Source organism: Bradyrhizobium centrolobii (genome assembly GCF_001641635.1).
Classification (GTDB): domain Bacteria; phylum Pseudomonadota; class Alphaproteobacteria; order Rhizobiales; family Xanthobacteraceae; genus Bradyrhizobium; species Bradyrhizobium centrolobii.
Window position 1 is genome coordinate 163,104 of record NZ_LUUB01000090.1, and the last position, 21,979, is coordinate 185,082.

Below are 21,979 nucleotides of genomic sequence, written 5' to 3' on the forward strand. Positions count from 1 at the left end.
TCTCAAGGCGAGACGAAATTGTCGGTGGTGCTGGCGACCTCGCCGAGCCCGATATCGGTAACGTGGAAGCGGACCGGGATAGACTTCTCCGGATTGCTCTCCGCCGGCGCGGTGACGAGCAGCCGCAGCTCGCTGGTGGAGTCACGGGGGATCACGACCATCGGCCGGTCCGGCGTCACCGAATCGACGCCGACGACGTGGATCGTGGCATTGACCGGGCCGTCTGCGTCGATCGCGACGACGCGATCATAACCGCTCTTGTTCAAGAGCCGGACCGTATAGGCATTGCGGATCGATCCGTCGCTGAGCCTGACCGCGATCGGATTGCGGTCATGCAGGACGTTGACGTCGAGCAGGCTGCGCGTCGCAAGCGTATAGAGCATGATGCCGCCGACGGCCGCGATCACGGCGCTGTAGATGATGGTGCGAGGCCGGAGGATGCGATAGATCGGCGCCTTTCCTTCCTGGCGGCGCTGGATGTTGATGTCGTTGTCGTAGCCGATCAGGCGGGTCGGCCGGCCGATCTTCCTCATCACATTGTCGCAGGCATCGATGCAGAGCCCGCACTGGATGCATTCGAGCTGCGGCCCGTTGCGGATGTCGATCCCGGTCGGGCAGACCGCGACGCACTGATAACAGTCGACGCAGTCACCGACATGCTCGCCGAGCGCGCGCAGCTCGGCGGCCTTCTTGACCGAGGTGCGCTTCTCGCCGCGATCATAGCGGTAGGTGACGTTGAGCGCCCATTCATCGGTGAGCGCCGCCTGGATGCGCGGCCACGGGCACATGTAGGTGCAGACCTGCTCGCGCATGAAGCCGGCCAGCACATAGGTTGTCGCGGTGAGGATACCGATCCAGATGTAGGCAATCATCGGCGCCTGGAAGGTGACGAGCTCCTTCACCAGCGTCGGCGCGTCGTTGAAATAGAGCACCCAGGCACCGCCGGTCCACCATGCGACCAGGAGCCAGATGGAATGCTTGAGCACGATCTCGGAGATGCGCTCCAGCTTCATCGGATCGGACAACTTGTCCTTCCTCATGCGCTCGCGCCGGTCGCCCTCGATCAGGCGCTCGACGGCATAGAACAGATCGGTCCAGACCGTCTGCGGACAGAGATAGCCGCACCAGATGCGGCCGCCGACGGAGTTCACCAGGAACAGCGCCACCGCGGCGACGATCAACAGGCCCGTGAAGTAATAGACCTCCTGTGGCCACAGCTCGATGAAGAAGAAGTAGAAGCGGCTGTTCGGAAGGTCGATCAGCACCGCCTGACTCGGAGCGCCGAGGCCACGATTCCAGCGCACGAAGGGCAGGAAGTAGTAGACGCCGAGGCAGAACGTCATCAGGCCCCATTTGATCCGGCGGAAGGTGCCGGAGACGCTCTGCGGATAGACCTTCTTGCGGGCGGCGTAGAGAGGCCCGTAATCGTCGTCCGATGTGAGCTCGTTCGGGTTCACGGTCTTGTTCATCGCTGAAAGCTTTTCGAGAGGTGCGATCGAACCTAGAGCGAGGGGCGGTGCGTCACTTGATCCAGCGCAAACGGGGGCGTTTTTCTCCGCCCCCGTCGATCGTCGATCGCTATTTTCCGCCGCCCAGCGAGTGGACATAGACCGCCATCGCCTTGATGGTGGCGGGATCGAGCCGCCCTTCCCAGGCCGGCATGACACCGGCGCGGCCCTGGCTGATGGTCTCGATCAGAGTCGCCTCGTCCGAGCCATAGAGCCAGATCTTGTCGGTCAGGTTCGGCGCGCCCAGCTCCGGATTGCCCTTGCCGCCGTCGCCATGGCAGGCGGCGCAGTTCTCGGCGAAGATCTTTTCACCCTTGGCGGCGTCATAGCCCTTGCGGGTCGAGAGGCCCGACAGCGAGCGCACATAATTGGCCACGGTGACGATCTCGTCCGGCTTCAGCACGCCGTCCTTGCCGAAGGCGAGCATCTGCCCCTCATGCGTCTTGGCATGGCCGGAGCGCGCGCCGTACTGGATGGTCTGCATGATCTGGTCGAGCGTGCCGCCCCACAGCCAGTCGTCGTCGTTCAGGTTCGGGAAGCCCTTCGCGCCGGCGGCGCCGCTGCCGTGACACGGCGCGCAGTTGTCGCCGAACACGGTCTTGCCCTTGGCGCGGGCGAGCGCAAGCAGCGCCGGATCCTTCTCGATGTCGGCGAGCGAGGCCGCGCCGAGCGCCGCCATCTTGTCACCCCTGATCTTCTCGAGATTGGCGAGCTCGACCGCGACGTCGGCACGCGACGAGTAGCCGAACAGCCCGGTGGTATTGCCTTGGATCAGCGGCCAGGCCGGATAGACGATCCAGTAGCCGATCGCCCAGACGATGGTGAGATAGAAAGAGATCACCCACCAGCGCGGCAGCGGCGTGTTGAGCTCCTTGATGCCGTCCCACTCGTGTCCGGTGGTGGACTTGCCGGAGACGGAATCGATGTCGCTGTGATCGGTCATGGTCTCTTACTCCTCGCGCAACGGCAGCCGCGCCGCTTCGTCGAAAGCGGTCTTGTTGCGAGGCCAGAATGCGTAGACGATGATCGCGAGGAAGATCGCGACGAAGACCGGCGTCCAGATCGTCGTCACGAGCTCGGACGCAAGGTTATGGACTGTCAGAATCGCTTTCATCGGTGATGCCTTCTCAGCGAAGATTGGCTTTCTCGTTGTAGAGCTTGAAGTCGACCAGCGTACCGAGCATCTGGAGGTAGGCGATCAGCGCGTCCATCTCGGTCGGCGTGCCGGCCTTGCCGTCGAAGTTGCGCACCGCCGCCTTGGCGTAGCGCTTGCCGAAGGCGTCGGTGCCGGCATTGTCCGGATCGGCCTGGGCCTTGAGGTCGGACGCGGCGTTTGCGATCTGATCGTCCGTGTAGGGGACGCCGACGGCCCTCAGCGTACGCATGTGATCGGCGATCGAAGCCGGATCGACCTCGGTTTGGCCAAGGAACGGATAGCCCGGCATCACCGACTGCGGCACGATCGCGCGCGGATTGGTCAGATGGGTGACGTGCCAGTCGTCGGAATATTTGGCGCCGACGCGGGCGAGGTCCGGACCGGTGCGCTTCGAGCCCCACTGGAACGGGTGGTCGAACATGCTCTCGGCGGCGAGCGAGAAGTGTCCGTAGCGCTCGACCTCGTCACGCAAGGGCCGGATCATTTGCGAATGGCAGAGATAGCAGCCCTCGCGGACGTAGATGTTGCGGCCGGCGAGCTCGAGCGGCGTGTAGGGCCTGACGCCGTCCACCACCTCGATCGTGCTCTTGAGGTAGAACAGCGGGGTGATCTCGACGAGACCGCCGATCGCTATCACCAGCAGAATGCCGACGACCAGGATGATCGAGTTCTTTTCGAAGACTTGGTGGCGTGTCCAGAACGACATGGTCGAGCTCCTCATTCCGCCGGCTGAAGAGCGACGGGCATCTGGACTTCGGCCTCGCCGACGCGAACGGTCATCCAGAGATTGTAGGCCATGATCAGCGAGCCGATCAGGAACAGCGCGCCGCCGGCTGCGCGGATGATGTAGAAGGGATGCATCGCCTCGACGGTCTCGATGAAGGAGTATTCGAGGAAGCCGAGCGAGGTGTAGGCACGCCACATCAGGCCCTGGAGGATGCCGGACACCCACATCGCCGAGATATAGAGGACGATGCCGAGCGTCGCGATCCAGAAGTGCCAGTTGACGAGCTTCAGGCTGTAGAGTCCCTTGCGATTCCAGGCCCACGGCACCATGCAGTAGAGCGCGCCGAAGGAGACGAAGCCGACCCAGCCGAGCGCACCGGAATGCACGTGGCCGATGGTCCAGTCGGTGTAGTGGCTGAGCGAGTTGACGACCTTGATCGACATCATCGGGCCCTCGAAGGTCGACATGCCGTAGAAGGCGACAGAGACGACGAGCATGCGCAGCACAGGGTCGGTGCGCAGCTTGTCCCACGCGCCCGACAGCGTCATCAGGCCGTTGATCATGCCGCCCCAGGAGGGCATCCACAGCATGATCGAGAAGGTCATGCCCAGCGTCTGCGTCCAGTCCGGCAACGCCGTGTAGTGCAGATGGTGGGGACCGGCCCAGATATAGAGGAAGATCAGCGCCCAGAAGTGGATGATCGACAGCCGGTAGGAATAGATCGGCCGTTCGGCGCGCTTCGGGATGAAGTAGTACATGATGGCGAGGAAGCCCGCGGTCAGGAAGAAGCCGACCGCGTTGTGGCCGTACCACCACTGGAACATGGCGTCCTGGATGCCGCCCCAGGCGACATAGGACTTCGAGCCGAACACGGAGACAGGAAGCGCCGGATTGTTGCCGAGATGCAGCACCGCGATCGTCACGATGAAGGCGAGATAGAACCAGTTCGCGACGAAGATGTGCGGCTCCTTGCGCTTGATGATCGTCGCGAGGAAGACGAGCAGGTAGACCACCCAGACGATGGTCAGCCAGAGATCCGCATACCATTCCGGCTCGGCATATTCCTTGGACTGGGTGACGCCGAGCAGATAGCCGGTGCCGGCGACCAGGATGAAGAAGTTGTAGCCGAGCACGACGAACCAGGGCGCGAGGTCGCCGGCAAGGCGCACGCGGCACGACTTCTGCACCACATAGAAGGACGAGGCGATCAGCACGTTGCCGCCGAAGGCGAAGATCACCGCGGAGGTGTGCAGCGGACGCAGCCGACCGAAGCTGGTCCACGGCAGATCGAAGTTCAGCCAGGGCCAGGCCAGTTGCGAGGCGATGATGAGGCCGACCAGGAAGCCGGCGATGCCCCAAAACATCGCCATGAAGGAAGAGAACTTGATCGGGCCCATATTGTAGTTGGGACGGCCATTGATCTCCGCCGGCGGCAACGCCGCCGGACGCTCGAAGTAGCGGTTGATGATGAAGAAGACCGCAGCCAGGCTCGCGACCGCGCTGAGCGCGGCATGGAAGGCGAACGGCGCATCGAGCGCCTTGGCTGAGGCGATCACGCAGAGAAAGGCGGTGACCGCGAACAACGCCGCCAGGCCGCTTTCACCGATGGTCATGGATTTCAACGTGGAGGGCTGGCTCATGCGGATTCTCTCTGAAAGAACACGCAGCCACAAACCACATTCATCCTCGCGGCGAATTGATTGAAATCAAGCCGGCGGATTTCTGCTCGGCGCTTGCTCATCAGACGGCGATACGCTGGCACCGGGCTTCACGCGCAAAAATGCTCCGTGAAACTACGGAGCGCAGAATCGGGGAATTTGAGCGCGCCTTCAGTCGCGCGCGGTCGCCTTGAGCGCCGCGATGACGTCCTCGCGGGCGATGATGCCCACCAGCTTCTGGGCGCTGTCGAGAACTATAATGCTCCTGATCCGGTGCTCGACCATGATCTGGAGGACACGGGTCAAGCGGGTGTCGGGGCTCACATAGATGAATTCCGGCGTCATGACGTCGCCGACCTTGCGGTTCATCAGGTCGTGATAGCGCGGCACCATCTGGCTCGGCGTGAAGGCAAAGCACTTCAGGATGTCGAACTTGGTGACGATACCGACAACCTGCCCGTCGTCCTCGACCGGATAGCTGTTGAAATCGTCGCGTTCGAACATCTCGCTGAGCTCGAGCATGTCGAGATCGCGTTTAACCGTCGTGACCTTGCGCGTCATGTACCCGTCGACAGTCTGTTCAAGGAATTTGTACATGGCGCGTCCTCATCGATTCGACGTCTGCTCAGTGCGACAGCAGTACGCAGCGGGCGGATTGCGTGACCAGGTATTCGGTGACGCCGCCGAGGACCAGCTCACTGAACCGCGAGTGACCGTAGGCACCCGCGACGATCAGGCCGGCTCCGACATCGCCAGCAACATTCCCCAATTGCTCGGCTGCGCTTTGGTTCCGGGCCAATTCGGAGACGCGCGCGGTCGCGGTGATACCGTGCCGGGCGAGCCAGGCGGTCACGTCAGTGACCCGCGTCATCGCGGCCGAGCGGCCGTCGCGCTCGGGAATTTCGACGACCACGACATCCCTGGCCTTGCGCAGCATCGGCAGCGCGTCGGCGAGCGCCCGCCGCGCCTCCGGCGCATCCTTCCACGCCACGAGCACGCTGCGCAGATCGAGCCAGTTGTCCTTGTCGGGCACGACCAGGACGGGCCGGCCGGCCTGCATCACCAGATCCTTGGGGCTTGCGAGCGCGAAGGCGTCGGAGAAGGCAGGGCTCTGCCCGCCGCTGACGATGATGTCGGCGCAACGCGCCTGCGCCACGACAAACCGCGCCGGAAAATCCATGGTGCTGCGCCACTCCACGTGTCCGCCGCGATTTCTGGTTGCGGTACGAAATTTCGCCTCGAGTTCGGCAAGGCGCCGCTTGATCGACGCACCGCCCTGATCGATCAGGCGCTGCGCCTCGGCGCCATCTGTGAAGTAGAGCGGCGGAGGGAACTGCGCGGCTGCGACCCCGACGACCGCCGCCTCGAAACGTTCGGCGAGTTCGCCCGCAACCTGAAGACGCGCGTCGTTGGGCTGATCGAGCGCCAGGCTGACCATCACGGTCGCGTATGTCATCGAAACTCTCCGGGCAATGACCTGCCGCGAAATCTAGCCCCGCCGACGCGAGGCAGGATGAGATAGATCAAACTGCGCCGCCAAGCCGCGGGAAATCCGCCAATGGAATCAGACATCCGAACTTGCCTCCGGCCCGGCCTTGGGCGAAATTGCCCCCTCGTTCGCGGCACCGGAACCGGCCGCAGGAGAATGGGAGCAACAGATTGTCGCCGACCCGCGTAGCGCATCCGCCAGACGACGGTCGGGGCGAGCATTTCCGGGTTCGGATCGAAGGGTTCGGCGTAGGCACCTGGGATCTCGACCTCACGACGCGGGAATTGGACTGGTCGGATGCCGCCAGGACGCTGCTCGGCATCGCGCGGGACCAGCCGGCGAGCTACGAGCTCTTCCTGTCACGCCTGGAGCCCAAGGACCGCGAGCGGGTGGAGAGCGCGATCAAGCGCGTCTCCGAGCGTGGTGGCGGCCTCGATGTGTCCTTCAGGGTCGGGGGCGCATCCGGCAGCGGGCAATGGATCCGGGCGCGGGCGGGACTGATCCGCGACGAGGCCGGCGTCGCCCGTCATCTCAGCGGCATCTTCCTCGATGTCGACCAGGAGAAGCAGGTCGAGGAGGCGCTCCGCACCCGCGAGACCCATCTCCGCTCGATCCTCCATACCATTCCCGATGCCATGATCGTGATCGACGGCCATGGCATGATCCAGCTTTTCAGCACCGCCGCCGAGCGCCTGTTCGGTTGGCCCGAACATGAAGCGATCGGCCAGAACGTCAGCATCCTGATGCCGGAGCCGGACCGCTCGCGTCACGACAGCTATATCGAGCGCTACCGCAACACCGGCGATCCGCACATCATCGGCATCGGCCGCATCGTGACCGGCAGGCGCCGCGACGGGACCACCTTTCCGATCCACCTGTCGATCGGCGAGATGCAATCCGGCGGCGAGCCCTATTTCACCGGCTTCGTCCGTGACCTCACCGAGCATCAGCAGACCCAGGCACGGCTCCAGGAATTGCAATCCGAGCTCGTTCACGTCTCGCGGCTGAGCGCCATGGGCGAGATGGCGTCCGCGCTCGCGCACGAGCTCAACCAGCCGCTGGCCGCGATCAGCAATTACATGAAGGGCTCCCGACGCCTGTTGGCCGGCAGCAGCGATCCGAACGCGCCGAAGGTCGAGAGCGCGCTGGACCGCGCTGCCGAACAGGCGCTGCGCGCCGGCCAGATCATTCGTCGGCTGCGCGACTTCGTCTCCCGCGGCGAATCCGAGAAGCGGGTCGAGAGCCTTTCCAAGCTGATCGAGGAAGCCGGCGCCCTCGGGCTTGCAGGCGCGCGCGAGCAGAACGTGCAGCTCCGCTTCACCCTCGATCCGAACGCCGATCTCGTGCTCGCCGACCGGGTGCAGATCCAGCAGGTCCTGGTCAATCTGTTCCGCAACGCGCTGGAAGCGATGGCGCAGTCGCCGCGGCGCGAGCTGGTCGTGACCAACGCCCGCATCACCGACGACATGATCGAGGTGGACGTGTCCGACACCGGCTCCGGCTTCCAGGACGACATCATTCCCAATCTGTTCCAGACGTTCTTCACGACCAAAGAAACCGGCATGGGCGTGGGACTGTCGATCAGCCGCTCGATCATCGAGGCTCACGGCGGCCGCATGTGGGCCGAGAGCAATGCATCGGGCGGCGCGACATTCCGCTTCACCCTGCCGGCAGCCGACGAGAATTGATCCATGACGACCAAGGGAACTGTCTACGTCATCGACGACGACGAAGCGGTGCGGGACTCGCTGAACTTCCTTCTGGACTCCTCGGGCTTCAGCGTCACGCTGTTCGACAGCGCGCAGGATTTTCTTGACGCCCTGCCCGGCCTTGCCTTCGGCTGCGTCGTATCCGACGTGCGCATGCCAGGCCTTGACGGGATCGAGCTCCTGAAACGGATGAAGGCGCAGAACAGCCCGTTTCCGATCCTGATCATGACCGGCCATGGCGACGTGACGCTCGCGGTCGAGGCGATGAAGCTCGGTGCGGTCGACTTCATCGAGAAGCCGTTCGAGGACGACCGCCTCACCACCATGATCGAATCGGCGATCCGCCAGGCCGAGCCTGCGGCCAAGAACGAGGCCATCGCGCAGGACATCGCCGCCCGCGTCGCTGCCTTGAGCCCGCGCGAGCGCCAGGTCATGGACGGGCTGATCGCGGGCCTCTCCAACAAGCTGATCGCGCGCGAATACGACATCAGCCCGCGCACCATCGAAGTGTACCGAGCCAATGTGATGACCAAGATGCAGGCCAACAGCCTCTCGGAGCTGGTGCGGCTGGCGATGCGCGCGGGCCTGATCAAGGATTGAGGCAGGTCAAAATCCTCCCGTCAGGCTGTGGTAGCCAAGCGGCATGATTGAGATCGGCCCGCACCAAGAGCGGCTCTCCTCCGCCGCAAAGCCGATGGTCTTTGTAGTCGATGACGATGCCGCCGTCCTCGGATCCCTGCGGTTCCTGCTGGAAACCGACGGCTTTGCCGTGCGGACCTTCCGGAGCGGCACGGCGCTGCTCAATGCCGCTGGCGCGTCGGGAGCGGACTGCTACGTGATCGACTACAAGATGCCGGACATCAACGGCATCGAGCTCGCCGGCCGCTTGCACAAATCGGATGACGCCCCGCCGGTGATCCTGATCACGGGCTATCCGGACGAGAACATCTCGGCGCGGGCTGCCGCGGTCGGGGTGAAGGACGTGCTGTTGAAGCCCCTTCTCGACGAGAGCCTGATCAAACGGATCCGCCGGGCCATCCAGGACAAACACAGAAGTTGACCTACGGGATTCTACCTAGGTAGACCTCCCTAAGATATCGCTCGAATTTTCCTGACGCTCAATCCAGCGTAGCAATGAGCCATCACAACGGAGATGGCACAGATGCTTACCCAGTCGCTCAACGCAAAGGCGATCAACACCCAGATCAGCGGCGGCAAGGTTGGCCCTGCCGTTCATCCCGTTTCCGACCAGTTTGGCGCGATCACCGGCCATGTCGGCCTCGTCGCCACCGAATTCTCCTACCACAAGGACGAGGAGATCTATGGCGAGGACGAGCCGGCCGAATATGTCTACCAGGTCGTTTCCGGCGCCGTGCGCAGCTACAAGCTGCTCTCCGACGGCCGCCGCCAGATCGGCGCCTTCCATCTTCCCGGCGACGTGTTCGGCCTCGAATCCGGCGCCACCCACCGACTCGCGGCCGAGGCCATCATCGACACCACCGTGCGCCTGGTGAAGCGCGCAAGCCTCGAAAAGGCAGCCGGCACCGACGTCCAGGTCGCCCGCAAGCTCTGGACCATGACTGCGTCCGAACTGCGTCACGCCGAGGACCACATGCTGCTGCTCGGCCGCAAGACCGCCATGGAGCGCGTCGCCACCTTCCTGCTGGAAATGGACCGGCGCCTCGCCGTCGCCGGCATGATGGCGCTACCGATGTGCCGCCGCGACATCGGCGACTATCTCGGCCTCACGCTCGAGACAGTGTCGCGCGCGCTGTCCCAGCTTCATGCGCAGGGCATTCTCGGTTTCTCCGGTGCGCGCCAGATCGTGCTGCGCAACCGCCAGCGCCTGCACAATCTCGACGCCTGATCCGTTTCTCCCTGCTGACTTGGCCGGCCGAATGCGTTCGGCCGGCCCTTTCTTTTCCGGCGATCATATCGCTCTGCGCCTTGTTTCCGGCATCACCAACAAGATCAGCAGGAAGCCTGTCGCGGCAACGCTGGAAAGCCCAATGAAGGCGGTGGCGTTACCGAACTTGTCGCTGATGAAGCCGCCGAGCACCGTGCTCAGGGATGCACCGATGCCGGTCGCGGTGCCGACGATGCCTTGAGCTAGGTTGAAATGGCCACTGCCGAAGGCAACGTCAGCAACGATCAGCGGAATCATCACCGCGAACACCGCGGCGGTGATGCCGTCGAACACCTGCACCAGCACGACCAGATAGGGATCGCGCACGGTCGCGAACAACAGGCCGCGGATCGTCAGCGCGCCGAAGCCGATCAGGAGCAGTGGCCGCCGGCCCCAGCCCTGCGCCTTGCGCCCGACGGTGGGTGACAGCAGCGCCACGATCGCTTGCGGCACGATGATGCAGGCGGCGACGAGGATCGTCGCCCACTGGCTCGACCGCGCCGTCACTGCGCTTGCCATCAACGGCAGCATCGCAGCATTCGCAAGCTGCAACAGCATCACGCTCAGCGCGAACACCAGGAGCGGCCGCTGCCGCACCAGATGCCACACATTGGTGTCGCCGCGATCGGCTGCCTCGCGCGGCATCTCGCCGTGACAGCGTGCAATGTCGACCTCTTCCTCGCGGATGCGCGACAACGCGATCAGGGTCGGGATTGCGAGCAGGAACGTGACCAGGAACACCGAGCGGCTCGACAGGAGATAGCCGGCCGTGCCCATCACCGCGGCGGCGACGCCGTTGCCGAGGGATGCAAAGCGGGCGTTGCGGCCGAGCCGCTCGCCGATGGCGAGCGGGCCGACCAGGCCGAGGCTGATCGCCGCGATCGCGGGCCCCAGCACGCAGCTCGCGGCCGCGTGCAGCGTCGCAGCCGTCACCACCACCGGAAAGATCGGCATCGCCGCATAGGCCAGCGCGCAGAAGCCGATCGTCACGATCGCGAGTGCTGCGACCAGCCGCTCGGACTTCGCGGCGTCGATGATCGCCCCACCCGGCATCTGCCCGATCAGCCCGACGATCCCGCCGATTGACAGCACGAGGCCGATCTCGACCTGGGTCCATTTCTGCGTCGTCAGATAGACCGCGATGAAGGGACCGAACCCGGTCTGCACGTCGGCAAGGAAGAAGATGAACCAGTCGAGTCCGCGCAGGCTCTGACGCGACGGCGCCGGAAGACCGACCGGTGCCGGCGCGGTGCCGACTTGTCCGGCGCGGCCACCACGATCGTCAACGACATCCTTCGGCTTCTTCGACAAGAGCACAGGCGATCGGCCCTCCCCGCACCTCACGGAATTGCTTGCAGCGGCTGCAGGCTGCCGGACGCGCCGAGCACGACCATCGGCGTGTCCTCCTTGAACTCCGGCGCGGCCGCAACCTGCGCCTTGGTCAGTTCCAGCGTAATGCTGCCCTTCTTGGTGGCGATCTTGCCGAAACGCAGCGCATTCCAGTCCACCACGATCTTGCGGCTGCCGACGCCGAGGAAGCCACCGAAATCGATCACGGCGGCGCGGACGTGGCCGTCGCGATCGACGATGACGTCGACGATACGACCCATGTCCTCGTCCGCCGCGCTGCGCACGTCACGGCCGAGCACGCCATGGGCGTCGCTCGCTCCGATAATGGTCACCGACGGTGGCGGCGCGGCGTCCTTCGGCGTGACCGTTACCGTTGATGCCGGCGGCTGTACCACCGGCGACGGCGCATTCGGTTCACTCTGGGCCGCGGGTTGCTCCTCCGCGGCTCGCGAGGCTGCGACCGCCAAACCCGCAACGATCGCCATGCTCAGGATCACTCGCCCGACGGTACGCATACATACACCCTCCTTGCGGCGCGCCTGCTAGCGCGCCAGCACGATCGATACCTGGATCTGGCCGCGCGTGCGCAGCACCTCCAGCGCGACGTCGTCGCCGTGGCGGCTGACGCGCAGATCGACGCTCGAATCGCCCAACCGCAGTTCGCGCAGGATCACCTCGTTCAGGAACGCCGGCAGGTGCGGATTGCGCAGCCGGATCTCGCCGCGCGCGACATCGAACTCGATGCCAAGCGCCGCTTCCAGCAGCGTGAACGGGGTGGCGCTCGCCCAGGCCTGCGGCGCGCAGGCAACCGGATAGAGTGTCGGGCCGCGCCGCTTCTCGCGCCGAAAGCCGCAGAACAATTCCGGCAGCCGGCGCAGGTCCATATAGGTCGCGGCGTCGAACAGCCCCTTGAAGACATGCGCCACCGAATGCTTGAGCCCGTACCGCGCGAGCCCGAGCGCGATCAGCGCGTTGTCATGCGGCCAGACCGAGCCGTCGTGATAGGACATCGGGTTGTAGCGCACCTCGCCTCGCGCGACCGTGCGGATGCCCCAGCCGGAGAAGAAATGCGGCTGCATCAAGTCGGCCGCGACCCGCTTGGCGCGATCCTCGCGGATCATGCTGCTGAACAGGAGCTGCCCGGCATTGGAGGTCCGCACCTTGCACGGACGCTTCTTGCCGTCGAGTGCGAGCGCATAGGTGCCGAGTTCCTCGCACCAGAACGCGTTCTCGAAACGCTCGGCCAGTGCCTTGGCTTCCGCCTCGAGCTGCCTCACGCGTTCCGGCTTGCCGAGCCGCAGCGCGCAGCGCGCGGCGAGCTGCTTGGCGGCAAAGACGTAGCCCTGCACCTCGGCCAGCGCAATATATCCTTCCGCGAGCTGGCCGTCGGCATGGAAGATCGCGTCGTATGAGTCCTTCCAGCCCTGGTTGGCAAGCCCCTGCTCGGAGGCGCGCTGATATTCGACGAAACCGTCCTGATCGGGATCGCCGGGGCCATCAATCCAGGCCAGCCCCGCCTCGATCGCAGGCCACAGCTCGATCAGCGTCTCCTCATCGCCGGTGCGCTCGAAATAACGCCCGGCAAGCAGGACGAACAATGCGGTCGAATCCACGCTGCCGTAATATTGCGCGAACGGCACCTCGCGCAGCGCAGCCATCTCGCCGCCCCGCATCTCATGCAGGATCTTTCCGGGCGCCGCGTCGGCCAGCGGATCGACCAACTTCGCCTGGAAATGCGCAAGCCGTCGCAAGACGCCTTTCGCGACCCGCGGATCGACCCACAGCATCTGAAGCGCCGTGATCAAGCCGTCGCGGCCGAAGGTCGTCGAATACCAGGGAATGCCGGCATAGGGATAGCGGCCCTGCGGCGTCTCCGTCATCAGCATGTTGAGGTCGGCCATCGCCTGGCACAGCACCTCGTTGAAGATGTTGTTGGAGGTTTCGATGCTGGCCGCGCCGATCGTCGAATGGCGCATCTCGCGGCGGTGGGCAAGCAGACCCTTGAAGAAGCGCGCCGGCTTCTGCGTTATCGGCCGGTTGCAGGACACGGCCACGAACAGCGATTTTGCCTCATGTGGATCCAGCTCGAGCTGCCAGGTGGCGGCATTCACCGAGAGCCGGGTCGGGCGCGGATCGAAATGCAGGCCGGTGGTGCGCTCGGTCTCATCGAGGCCGCGATATTCGAACAGGACGTCGGTGGGCCCGAGCAGCCGGCTCGAGCCGATCCCACGGCGTGGACGCCGCTCACCTCGGACCTCGAACAGATCGGCGAAATCATTGTCGAACAGCAGCGTCAGCTGGAAGCTGGCGCGCTGCTCGCCATGGTTTTGTACGCCGATGCGCTGGTACGCCGTACCGCGCCACAGAAAGATCGTGCGCACGATGTGCAGCAGATCCTTTTGCAGCACGATGCGGCCCTGGCGATAGATGTCGGGATTGGTGAGGTCGACCGTCAGCCCCGAATTATCGTCGCGCAAATTCGAGCCGAGCAGCAGCGGTTGCAGATCGTCGAGCACGAGCTCGAGGCGCGCCAGATAGCGGGTGTCGCAATGAAACAGCCCGTCGGGGCCGCCGGCGGAAGCCCCGATGTCACCATGGCTGTCGAGCACGATGAAGGTGTCGTCATGCTTGAGCGAGCGCCGCGGCCGCGCCGCGGGTCCCGTCATCGGAATGTAAAATGCCTGCTCCGCGACGGCTTCCACGGTCCGCGACACGGAGACGATCTGGGTTACGGCTTCGGCCGACATGAACTGCTCCCCTGCGCCTTACTTCGAAACGCAACCGACGCGAACACGACTCTTGGATCTACGCGGCGAATTTCGCGAGCCGGCTCATCTCCTGCGTCACCAGCTCACGATACGGCCCGTGGCTCTGCATCAGGCGATCCGGCGCTCCGTCCTCGATGATCTTGCCGGCCTTCAGCACGACAACGCGATCGAAGTTGCGCAGCGTCGCGAGGCGATGCGCGATCGCGACGACGGTGCGTCCGCGCATCAGCCGTGTCAATGCCTCGCGGATCGCCTCCTCGGACTCGCTGTCGAGCGCCGCGGTCGCCTCGTCCAGCAGCAGGATCGGCGCATCCTTCAGGAAGGCGCGGGCAATCGCGATGCGCTGCCGCTGGCCGCCGGACATCTTGACCCCGCGGTCGCCAACCATGGTGTCGAGACCTTCCGGCAGGCTCTCGACGAAATCGCAGCGCGCCGCGATCGCCGCGCGCAGCACCTCGTCGTCCGTCGCGTTCGGCCGACCGTAGCGGATGTTCTCTCGGATCGAGCGGTGGAACAGCGAGATGTCCTGGGGCACGACCGAGATGGACTCGCGTAGGCTCTGTTGCGTCACCATGGAAATGTCCTGGCCATCGACGGTCACGCTGCCTTCGTCGACATCGTAGAATCGCTGAAGCAGCGTGAACAGGGTCGACTTGCCGCCACCGGACTGGCCGACGAGACCGACACGCTGACCGGGCTGCAGACGCAGGCTGAAACGCTCGAAGATCTTCTCCCCGCCGGGGTAGCCGAAGGTGACATTATTAAATGCGATCGCGGCACCGTTCTTGACCAGCGGCTCGGCCTCGGGGTGATCACGCAATTCATGCGGTACCAAAAGCGTCGCGATCGCCTCGGTCAACCGCGCCACGTGCTGGGTGACGTCGACCAATGCCACGGCGAGATCGCGCGTCGCATTCAGGATGGACAGACCCAGCGTGCAGACCAGCACGACGTCGCCGGTGGTCGCCTCGCCCTTCTGCCAGAGCGTGATCGCCCAGGCCATGAGCGCGACAGTCAAGACGACGGTCACGCCGGCGTGAGTGAGCCGAAGCTTCTCGAGATAGCGCAGGCTGCGACCCCGCGCGGTGAGTTCCCGGTTCACGGTGGCATCGAAGCGCTCGTGCTCGTGACCGATGCCACAGAAGGCCCGCACAAGCGGCATGTTGCTGATGACATCGATCATCTCGCCGTCCACGACCGCAGCCTTGTCGGCGAAGTCATCATGCAGGGGCTTGCCGGCCGCCGCGAGATGGAACATCGCGATCACCATGCCACCGGCAATCGCGATCAGTCCTGCTGCCATATAAGGGCTCACGGTTCCGATCAGCAGGATTGCCGCAATTGTGGCGATGCAAGGCGGCAACACATTCCAGACGAACATGTTCTCCACTGTGAACACGGCGTTCGATGTTGCGGTGATGCGGCTCGTCAGCATACCCGGCATGCGATCCGAGAAATAGGCGGGCGCGTGGCCAGTCAGATGCCGGAAAATGTCACGTCGCAAGTCGCCGGTGACGCGGACGAAGGTAAAGCTCGCTGTCCAGCTCGCGATCCGCCACAGGAAGTTGTCTGCGGCAATCAGCGACATGAGTAAAATGAATGCCAGCCATACGCTACCGCCATGTGACGGCCCCGCGGAGAGGCTGTCGACCAACGACTTGACGCCATATTGGGTGCCCACCGAGCACGCAACGGCTGCAACGACGGCGGTGAGGATCACCAGATGCGACGCGAGCCGGCGGCGAAGATAGCGTAAGACAAAGGAAAACGGCCTGCGCGCATATGCAGAAAGGTGATCCATGTGATTGCAACCCCGTCGTGATGATTTCGATTTTTGTTACTGGTCGACTGAACTTCGGCCGGCTGGCCTCGGTTCCGTCCCAATGCCATCACGACATGCGGATAAGGACGATCTGAGAAGAGGAGATGGCAGTATCGAGACGAGCACCGATGTGTCGAATAAGTAACGTTTGCCGTAAGGAACTTCGCAACTGCGGGAACGTTCCCTTCGCTGGCATTGCCGGTGCCGAAAATGCTGGGGGCTTTTCAACGTCCATGATCGCATAGAGGAGATGGTGAGATGCGCATCGCGCAGGTAGCTCCGTTGACGGAGGCTGTTCCACCCAAGCTGTATGGCGGCACCGAGCGGGTGGTGCACTGGTTGACGGAAGAGTTGGTGGCCCTTGGACACGACGTGACGCTGTTCGCCAGCGGCGACTCGCGGACGTCGGGCAAGCTGGATGCGCTCTGGCCGAGGGCGCTCCGCCTCGACGGCTCCGTGCGCGATCCCAATGCGCTGCATATGGTGATGCTGGAGCGCGTGCGGCAGAAATGTGACGACGAGGAGTTCGACTTTCTCCACTTCCATCTCGACTATTATCCATGGTCGTTGTTCTACCGCCAGCCGACGCCTTTCGTGACCACGCTGCACGGCCGGCTCGACCTCCCCGAGCATCAGCCGGTCTTCAACACCTTCTCCAAGATCCCGGTGATCTCGATCTCCAACGCGCAGCGCCGCCCGGTGCCACAGGCGAACTGGGTGACGACGATTCACCACGGCCTGCCGGAGAATCTGCTGACACCGAAGCCGGCGAAGCAGGAATATCTCGCCGTGCTCGGCCGCATCGCGCCGGAGAAAGGCGTCGATCGCGCCATCAAGATCGCGACCCATTGCGGTATCCCGCTGAAGATCGCGGCCAAGGTCGATCGTGCCGATCAGGACTATTATGACGAGCTGATCCGCCCCATGATCGAGAACAATCCGCTGGTGGAGTTCATCGGCGAGATCAGCGATCACGAGAAGTCGGAATTTTTGAGCGGCGCACTCGGGCTGCTGCTGCCGATCGACTGGCCGGAGCCGTTCGGGCTCGTGATGGTCGAAGCAATGGCCTGCGGAACGCCGGTCGTCGCCTTCAACCGCGGCTCGGTGCCGGAGATCATCGACGAGGGCCTGACCGGCTTCGTCGTCGAAGACGTCCTCAGCGCGGCCGGCGTCGTCAATCGCCTTCCGCAGTTGAACCGCGCAGCGATCCGCAAGCGGTTCGAAACACGCTTCACGGCGCGGCGGATGGCATTGGACTATCTCGCGTCGTATCGCAGCCTGACCGAGACACAAGCGCCGCGGATCAAGCTGGTGAGCAGCGCGGAGTAGCCGCCGAAATCTCAGGTGTCGTCCCGGACAAGCGAAGCGCAGATCCGGGACCCATAGCCAGGATGATGTTTGGCGAAGACCGACAACCCCGATCTCACGCCACAACATCTCCATGGGGTTATCGGTCCCGGCCTTCGCCGGGACGACACTCGAGTGCGTTGCTGCTTCAACGCGTCATTGCCTGGATCTGGTTCGCTCGCGATGACAGCGAGAACGTGGTGGCGACCCTACGTCACCACTGCCCGCTTCGGCTCGACGATCTCGAACATGCGCGGGAATTCGTCCATCAGGCCCATCAGCTCGGCGAGCCGCATCGGGTTGCCGGCGAGCTTGACCTTGCCGGCGGCCACCGCTTCCGGGAAGCTCGTCTGCTTGGCGATGACCTCGTCGAGAGTCGAGCGCGCCAGCGTGAAGCTGGCGTCCGCTCCTTCCATCTGCACGCCTTCGGTATAGGTGAGCGCGGAGTTCTCCAGGTTGAGCACGAACGTCTCGCCGGTGTCAGAAAAGCTCCAGTTCAAGACGATGCGCTTGCCCTCGGCCTTGGGACCGTTGAGGCGGATGCCGAGCACGTCCCAGAGCTGCTCGGTGCGGAGCGCCGCGAGCGTCTCGCGCGGCATCGGCGGGCGCGGCGGCGTCTTCGGCATGCCCTGACGCAATTCCTGGGCGCCGAACAGATAGGCGTTGCGCCAGGTCGAGCTCTCCGCGGCGTAACCGAGCTGCTCGAGCGTATCAGCCAGCAGCGCACGGGCCGCCTGGTTGTTCGGCTCGGCGAAGACGAGATGGCCGAGCGCCTGCGCCACGAAGCGGAATTCGCCCTTGTCAAAATCCTTGCGCGCCCGCGCGAGCATGGCGTCGGCGCCGCCCATATACTCGACATATTTCCTGCCCGGCGGCAGCGGATCGAGATTGACCGGGTTGGCGTCGTACCAGCCGAGATATTTCTGATAGATCGCCTTCACATTGTGCCGGATGTGGCCGTAATAGCCGCGCCCGTGCCAGGCGCCTTCCAGGCTCTTCGGGAGCTGAATGGTTTCGGCGATCTCGGCCGCGGTCAGGCCGTGATTCATCAGGCGGATGGTCTGGTCGTGCGCGAATTTGTAAAGATCGCGCTGCTGCCGGATCATGGTGTCGATGCGCTCACGCCCCCACACCGGCCAGTGATGCTGGCCGCACATCGCCTCCGCCTTGCCGCCCCACAGCCGCTGCGCTTCGTTGAGGTATTTCGACCAGGCCAGCGCATCGCGCACATCGGCGCCGCGGAACGGCAAGAGATTGTGGAAATTGTGCGTGCAGTTCTCGGCGAGGTTCAAAAGCTTGTAGCGCGGGATGAAGAAATGCATCTCCGCCGGCGCTTCGCTGTTGGGCGCCATCTGGAATTCGAACTCGACGCCGTCGATGACGCGCTTGTCGCCGGTCGCCATGATCAGGTCTGTGGGGCGCAACAGCGCGACCGAGCCCGCCGCCATCGACTTGCCAAGCCCGCAGTCGACCTGCCCGCGCGGACCCTTGGCGAGGAAGGGGCCGAACTGGTACTGCGCACGGCGCAGCATCGCGGGACCCGCGATGATGTTCTCGGAGACGGCATGCTCCATGAACAGGTTCGGCGCGATGATCGGGACGCGGCCCGTGGCGAGCGCGTCCTCCTCCAATACGCCGCGCGCACCGCCCCAGTGGTCGGTGTGGGTATGGGTGAAGATGACGGCCGCGACCGGTCGCATGCCGCGGTGCCTGAAGTAGAGCTCCAGCGCGGCGCGCGCGCCTTCGATCGAGGTCAGGGTGTCGACCACGATGACGCCGCTGTCGCCCTCGATCAGCGTCATGTTGGCGATGTCGAGCCCGCGCACCTGGTAGACTCCGGGCACCACCTCGAACAGCCCATGATGCATGTTGAGGCGCGACTGCCGCCACAGGCTCGGATTGACCGTCGGCGGCGCCTGTTCGGCGGACAGGAAGCCGTAGGGCTCGAGGCTCCAGACCGTCCGCCCTTGCGGGTTTGTGATCTTCGCGTTCTCGGTCGTGCCGAGGAAGCCGCGCGCGGCATCGTCGAAATCCCGCGTGTCGGAAAACGGCAGCGCGTTCAGCATCGCCTCTTGCTGCGCGATGACGGACGGCGTTGCGTCTTTCGGCTCGCTGCTGGAGATCTCTGTCATCGGGCTGGCTCCCTCTGTGATCTGGTTGGGAGCCATCTAAACGCATCTCGCAGCCGATTGCCATTGGGGCGCCGCGGCGGGGGACCGAACTATGGAGACGCTCTCTTCCTTCTCCCCTTGTGGGACAAGGTGGCGCGAAGCGCCGGATGAGGGGTCTCTCTCGCCAATCCAACTGCGCGACGGTCACTCGCGGAGAGAGACCCCTCACCCGGCTTCGCTTTCGCGAAGCCACCCTCTCCCACAAGTGGAGAGGGTGAATGGCCGCGCGGCTCGCGCTTAGAGCATGCCGAGCACCCGCGGCAGCCAGAGCGTCAGTTCGGGCCAGTAGGTCACGACGACGAGGAAGCCGAGCATGGTGACGAGCCATGGCATCACCGCAACCGCGAGATCGGTGATGCGCATTCGCGCGATCATCGATGCGACGTAAAGGTTCAACCCGACAGGGGGGTGGCAGAGGCCGACCTCCATGTTGACGTCGATGACGATGCCGAAATGCACGAGGTCGATGCCGAGCTTCTTGGCCGCTGGAGCCAGAATCGGCGCCATGATCAGGATGATCGAGTTCGGCTCCATGAAGTTGCCGGCGAGCAGCAACAGCACGTTGACCACCAGCAGGAAGCCGACCCAGCCGAGGTTCTGCGCCGCGATCCAGTCCGCCAGCGTCGCCGGCAGGTTCTCGTTGGAGAGCACGAAGGAGAACAGCACCGCGTTGGTGACGATGTAGAGCAGCATCGCGCTGGTGTTGGCGGCACGAAGCAGTACGCGCGGCACGTCCTTCATGCCGATCGCCTTGTAGACGAACACCGAGATGAAGAAGGAGTAGACCGCGGCCATCGCGGCCGCCTCGGTCGCGGTGAACAGGCCGCTATAGATGCCGCCGATGATGATGACGACCAGCATCAATCCCCAGATGCTCTCGCGGAAGGTGCGCACCGTCTCACCCCAGCTCGCCTTGGGCAGGCGCGGATAGTCACGCTGGCGCGCGAGCCACCAGGTCACGATGCACAGCATCGTGGTCAGCAGCATGCCGGGCAGAAGGCCCGCGACGAACAGCGCGCCGATCGAGGTGTTGGTGGAGACCGCGTACACGATCTTCGGGATCGAGGGCAGCATCAGGATGCCAAGCGAGCCGGCCACCGTGATGATGCCGGCGCCGAAACGCATGGGGTATCCATGTCGGACCATTTCCGGCAGCACGATCGCGCCGATCGCGGCAACGGTCGCGACACTCGAGCCGCATACCAGCGCGAACATCGCGCAGGCAACGATGCCGGCGAGGCCCAGGCCGCCATGCCAGTGACCGATCAGCGAGGTCGCGAAATTGATCATGCGCCGGGCGACGCCGCCATGGGTCAGGAAATTGCCCGCCAGGATGAAGAACGGGATCGCCATGATCTCGAAGCTCTCGATGCCCGTGAAGAGCTTCATCGAGACCGCCTCGATCGGCACCGTCGTCAGCGTGAACAGGAACGTCATCACGGTCAGACCGAGCGCGATCGAGACCGGGATGCCCGTCAGCATCAGGGCGATCAGCAGCGCGAAGACGGTGGCGGCGCGCATCCAGTGCGGCAGCACGATCACGCCGGACTTTTCGGCAAGACAAAGCGCGAAGATCAGGATCGGCGCGAGAATCAGGATCACGCCGAGCGGCGAGATTTTTCGCGCAGCTGCCTTCGTCGCGGCGCCGGCGGGCTGCGGATGCAGCGCGGGCGAAGCATCGGCCTCCACGCCCTCGACATGGGTCTCGTCATGATGCGGCAGCTCGCCGGTCCGGAAGTAGGCCCAGGCGACCTGGAGGAAGCGGAAGCACATCAACCCGGAGCCGAGCGGGATCGCCAGATAGACGAGCCACATCGGCGCTTCGAGGTCGTTCGACTGCTGTCCGGTGTGGAACATCTCGCCGACGAAGGAGGCACCGAAGGCCGCGATCATGCCGGTGAAGATCGCGCCGCAGAGCAGCGCGAACAGGATCACCTGCTTGCGGGAATATTCGGGGAGACGGTTGACGAGGAGATCGACGCCGACATGGATGCCGGTGCGCACGCCATAGGCCGCGCCGAACTTCGCCATCCAGATGAACATGTAGATGCAGAGTTCCTGCGCCCAGGACAGGTCGAGCTCGGACAGGAAGGTGAATACGGCTTTCGACAGCGCCGCGAGCCAGGTCAGCCCGTGCGCAGTGGCCCATCTCGAGAGCGCGATCGACTCGCCGGCGCCGTAGCGGTGCACCACGGCAATGAAGATCAGGCCGGTTGCAGCCGCAATGAGCGTCGCGATCAGCCATTCCTCGAGGTGATCGAGCGCACGATTTAGCACGCGAAGCAAATCAAGTCCCCCCTATCAGAGCGAAACGGCCGGGAGTGCGTTCACTCCCGACCGTTCTTGTTGTTGTTCTACGCCAGGCCGC

18 protein-coding genes and 1 pseudogene are annotated in these 21,979 nt (G+C 64.3%); 5 read left to right on the plus strand and 14 right to left on the minus strand.

Features of this window, described 5'->3' with window-relative positions; translation table 11 throughout:
- Positions 1-2 precede the first annotated feature (2 nt).
- The 7 genes from ccoG to AYJ54_RS32940 form a co-directional block, all read right to left on the minus strand.
- Positions 3-1,469 carry a cytochrome c oxidase accessory protein CcoG gene (ccoG, locus tag AYJ54_RS32910; RefSeq protein ID WP_063705668.1) on the minus strand — a complete coding sequence of 489 codons (1,467 nt, stop codon included), beginning with the start codon at positions 1,467-1,469 and terminating at the stop codon, positions 3-5.
- Between the two features lie 109 nt (positions 1,470-1,578).
- Positions 1,579-2,451 carry a cytochrome-c oxidase, cbb3-type subunit III gene (ccoP, locus tag AYJ54_RS32915; protein ID WP_063705670.1) on the minus strand — a complete coding sequence of 291 codons (873 nt, stop codon included), beginning with the start codon at positions 2,449-2,451 and terminating at the stop codon, positions 1,579-1,581.
- A 6-nt stretch (positions 2,452-2,457) separates the two neighbouring features.
- A complete protein-coding gene (locus tag AYJ54_RS32920; RefSeq protein WP_063705672.1) occupies positions 2,458-2,622 on the minus strand; it encodes a CcoQ/FixQ family Cbb3-type cytochrome c oxidase assembly chaperone in 165 nt (54 codons plus the stop codon).
- Between the two features lie 13 nt (positions 2,623-2,635).
- Complete coding sequence (ccoO, locus tag AYJ54_RS32925) at positions 2,636-3,370, minus strand: cytochrome-c oxidase, cbb3-type subunit II (protein WP_063705674.1); 735 nt, start codon at positions 3,368-3,370, stop codon at positions 2,636-2,638.
- Positions 3,371-3,381: 11 nt separating this feature from the next.
- Positions 3,382-5,031: a cytochrome-c oxidase, cbb3-type subunit I gene (ccoN, locus tag AYJ54_RS32930; RefSeq protein WP_063705676.1), complete on the minus strand. Its 1,650-nt coding sequence runs from the start codon at positions 5,029-5,031 to the stop codon at positions 3,382-3,384.
- Between the two features lie 189 nt (positions 5,032-5,220).
- Positions 5,221-5,646 carry a CBS domain-containing protein gene (locus AYJ54_RS32935; protein ID WP_063705678.1) on the minus strand — a complete coding sequence of 142 codons (426 nt, stop codon included), beginning with the start codon at positions 5,644-5,646 and terminating at the stop codon, positions 5,221-5,223.
- Positions 5,647-5,674: 28 nt separating this feature from the next.
- On the minus strand, positions 5,675-6,505 hold the full coding sequence (locus AYJ54_RS32940; RefSeq protein ID WP_063705680.1) for a universal stress protein: 831 nt from the start codon (positions 6,503-6,505) through the stop codon (positions 5,675-5,677).
- A gap of 203 nt (positions 6,506-6,708) precedes the next feature.
- Here AYJ54_RS32940 and fixL point away from each other — a divergent pair, with 203 nt between their 5' ends.
- From fixL to AYJ54_RS32960, 4 genes are all read left to right on the plus strand, one after another.
- Positions 6,709-8,226, plus strand: a complete 1,518-nt coding sequence (fixL, locus tag AYJ54_RS32945; RefSeq protein ID WP_063705681.1) for a sensor protein FixL — start codon at positions 6,709-6,711, stop codon at positions 8,224-8,226.
- Positions 8,227-8,229: 3 nt separating this feature from the next.
- Positions 8,230-8,847 (plus strand): response regulator FixJ, encoded by a 618-nt coding sequence (gene fixJ, locus AYJ54_RS32950; RefSeq protein WP_063705683.1) that lies wholly within the window; start codon positions 8,230-8,232, stop codon positions 8,845-8,847.
- Positions 8,848-8,890: 43 nt separating this feature from the next.
- Positions 8,891-9,307, plus strand: a complete 417-nt coding sequence (locus AYJ54_RS32955; protein ID WP_063705689.1) for a response regulator transcription factor — start codon at positions 8,891-8,893, stop codon at positions 9,305-9,307.
- A gap of 102 nt (positions 9,308-9,409) precedes the next feature.
- Entirely contained in the window at positions 9,410-10,114 is a 705-nt protein-coding gene (locus AYJ54_RS32960; RefSeq protein WP_063705822.1) for a helix-turn-helix domain-containing protein, read from the plus strand.
- A 63-nt stretch (positions 10,115-10,177) separates the two neighbouring features.
- Here AYJ54_RS32960 and AYJ54_RS32965 read toward each other — a convergent pair whose 3' ends face one another.
- From AYJ54_RS32965 to AYJ54_RS32980, 4 genes are read right to left on the minus strand one after another with little or no spacing between them, the layout of a single operon-like run.
- Positions 10,178-11,470 (minus strand): MFS transporter, encoded by a 1,293-nt coding sequence (locus AYJ54_RS32965; RefSeq protein WP_063705691.1) that lies wholly within the window; start codon positions 11,468-11,470, stop codon positions 10,178-10,180.
- A gap of 23 nt (positions 11,471-11,493) precedes the next feature.
- A complete protein-coding gene (locus AYJ54_RS32970; RefSeq protein ID WP_063705693.1) occupies positions 11,494-12,018 on the minus strand; it encodes a PRC-barrel domain-containing protein in 525 nt (174 codons plus the stop codon).
- A 27-nt stretch (positions 12,019-12,045) separates the two neighbouring features.
- A complete protein-coding gene (locus AYJ54_RS32975; protein WP_063705695.1) occupies positions 12,046-14,250 on the minus strand; it encodes an amylo-alpha-1,6-glucosidase in 2,205 nt (734 codons plus the stop codon).
- A 58-nt stretch (positions 14,251-14,308) separates the two neighbouring features.
- On the minus strand, positions 14,309-16,072 hold the full coding sequence (locus AYJ54_RS32980) for an ABC transporter ATP-binding protein (RefSeq protein ID WP_063705698.1): 1,764 nt from the start codon (positions 16,070-16,072) through the stop codon (positions 14,309-14,311).
- 279 nt (positions 16,073-16,351) lie between these two features.
- Here AYJ54_RS32980 and AYJ54_RS32985 point away from each other — a divergent pair, with 279 nt between their 5' ends.
- Complete coding sequence (locus AYJ54_RS32985) at positions 16,352-17,422, plus strand: glycosyltransferase family 4 protein (RefSeq protein WP_063705699.1); 1,071 nt, start codon at positions 16,352-16,354, stop codon at positions 17,420-17,422.
- A 227-nt stretch (positions 17,423-17,649) separates the two neighbouring features.
- On the opposite strand, the gene AYJ54_RS32990 is transcribed toward AYJ54_RS32985, so the two are convergent.
- From AYJ54_RS32990 to AYJ54_RS54145, 3 genes and pseudogenes are all read right to left on the minus strand, one after another.
- Positions 17,650-19,572, minus strand: a complete 1,923-nt coding sequence (locus AYJ54_RS32990) for an alkyl/aryl-sulfatase (RefSeq protein WP_063705824.1) — start codon at positions 19,570-19,572, stop codon at positions 17,650-17,652.
- A 276-nt stretch (positions 19,573-19,848) separates the two neighbouring features.
- Positions 19,849-21,132, minus strand: coding sequence for a TRAP transporter large permease (locus AYJ54_RS54140; RefSeq protein ID WP_063705826.1), 1,284 nt, complete (start codon positions 21,130-21,132; stop codon positions 19,849-19,851).
- A 225-nt stretch (positions 21,133-21,357) separates the two neighbouring features.
- Positions 21,358-21,888 (minus strand): annotated as a pseudogene (locus tag AYJ54_RS54145) (TRAP transporter small permease); the annotation flags it as partial.
- Positions 21,889-21,979: the final 91 nt, after the last annotated feature.

Bases quoted from the DNA above. Each gene is read 5' to 3' on its own strand.
- AYJ54_RS32940 (WP_063705680.1), bottom strand. From the start codon at position 6,505: ATGACATACGCGACCGTGATGGTCAGCCTGGCGCTCGATCAGCCCAAC.
- AYJ54_RS32970 (WP_063705693.1), bottom strand. From the start codon at position 12,018: ATGCGTACCGTCGGGCGAGTGATCCTGAGCATGGCGATCGTTGCGGGT.
- AYJ54_RS54140 (WP_063705826.1), bottom strand. From the start codon at position 21,132: ATGCGCGCCGCCACCGTCTTCGCGCTGCTGATCGCCCTGATGCTGACG.
- fixJ (WP_063705683.1), top strand. From the start codon at position 8,230: ATGACGACCAAGGGAACTGTCTACGTCATCGACGACGACGAAGCGGTG.
- AYJ54_RS32975 (WP_063705695.1), bottom strand. From the start codon at position 14,250: ATGTCGGCCGAAGCCGTAACCCAGATCGTCTCCGTGTCGCGGACCGTG.
- AYJ54_RS32985 (WP_063705699.1), top strand. From the start codon at position 16,352: ATGCGCATCGCGCAGGTAGCTCCGTTGACGGAGGCTGTTCCACCCAAG.
- AYJ54_RS32920 (WP_063705672.1), bottom strand. From the start codon at position 2,622: ATGAAAGCGATTCTGACAGTCCATAACCTTGCGTCCGAGCTCGTGACG.
- AYJ54_RS32980 (WP_063705698.1), bottom strand. From the start codon at position 16,072: ATGGATCACCTTTCTGCATATGCGCGCAGGCCGTTTTCCTTTGTCTTA.
- AYJ54_RS32955 (WP_063705689.1), top strand. From the start codon at position 8,891: ATGATTGAGATCGGCCCGCACCAAGAGCGGCTCTCCTCCGCCGCAAAG.
- AYJ54_RS32935 (WP_063705678.1), bottom strand. From the start codon at position 5,646: ATGTACAAATTCCTTGAACAGACTGTCGACGGGTACATGACGCGCAAG.
- ccoG (WP_063705668.1), bottom strand. From the start codon at position 1,469: ATGAACAAGACCGTGAACCCGAACGAGCTCACATCGGACGACGATTAC.
- ccoN (WP_063705676.1), bottom strand. From the start codon at position 5,031: ATGAGCCAGCCCTCCACGTTGAAATCCATGACCATCGGTGAAAGCGGC.
- ccoO (WP_063705674.1), bottom strand. From the start codon at position 3,370: ATGTCGTTCTGGACACGCCACCAAGTCTTCGAAAAGAACTCGATCATC.
- AYJ54_RS32990 (WP_063705824.1), bottom strand. From the start codon at position 19,572: ATGACAGAGATCTCCAGCAGCGAGCCGAAAGACGCAACGCCGTCCGTC.
- ccoP (WP_063705670.1), bottom strand. From the start codon at position 2,451: ATGACCGATCACAGCGACATCGATTCCGTCTCCGGCAAGTCCACCACC.
- AYJ54_RS32960 (WP_063705822.1), top strand. From the start codon at position 9,410: ATGCTTACCCAGTCGCTCAACGCAAAGGCGATCAACACCCAGATCAGC.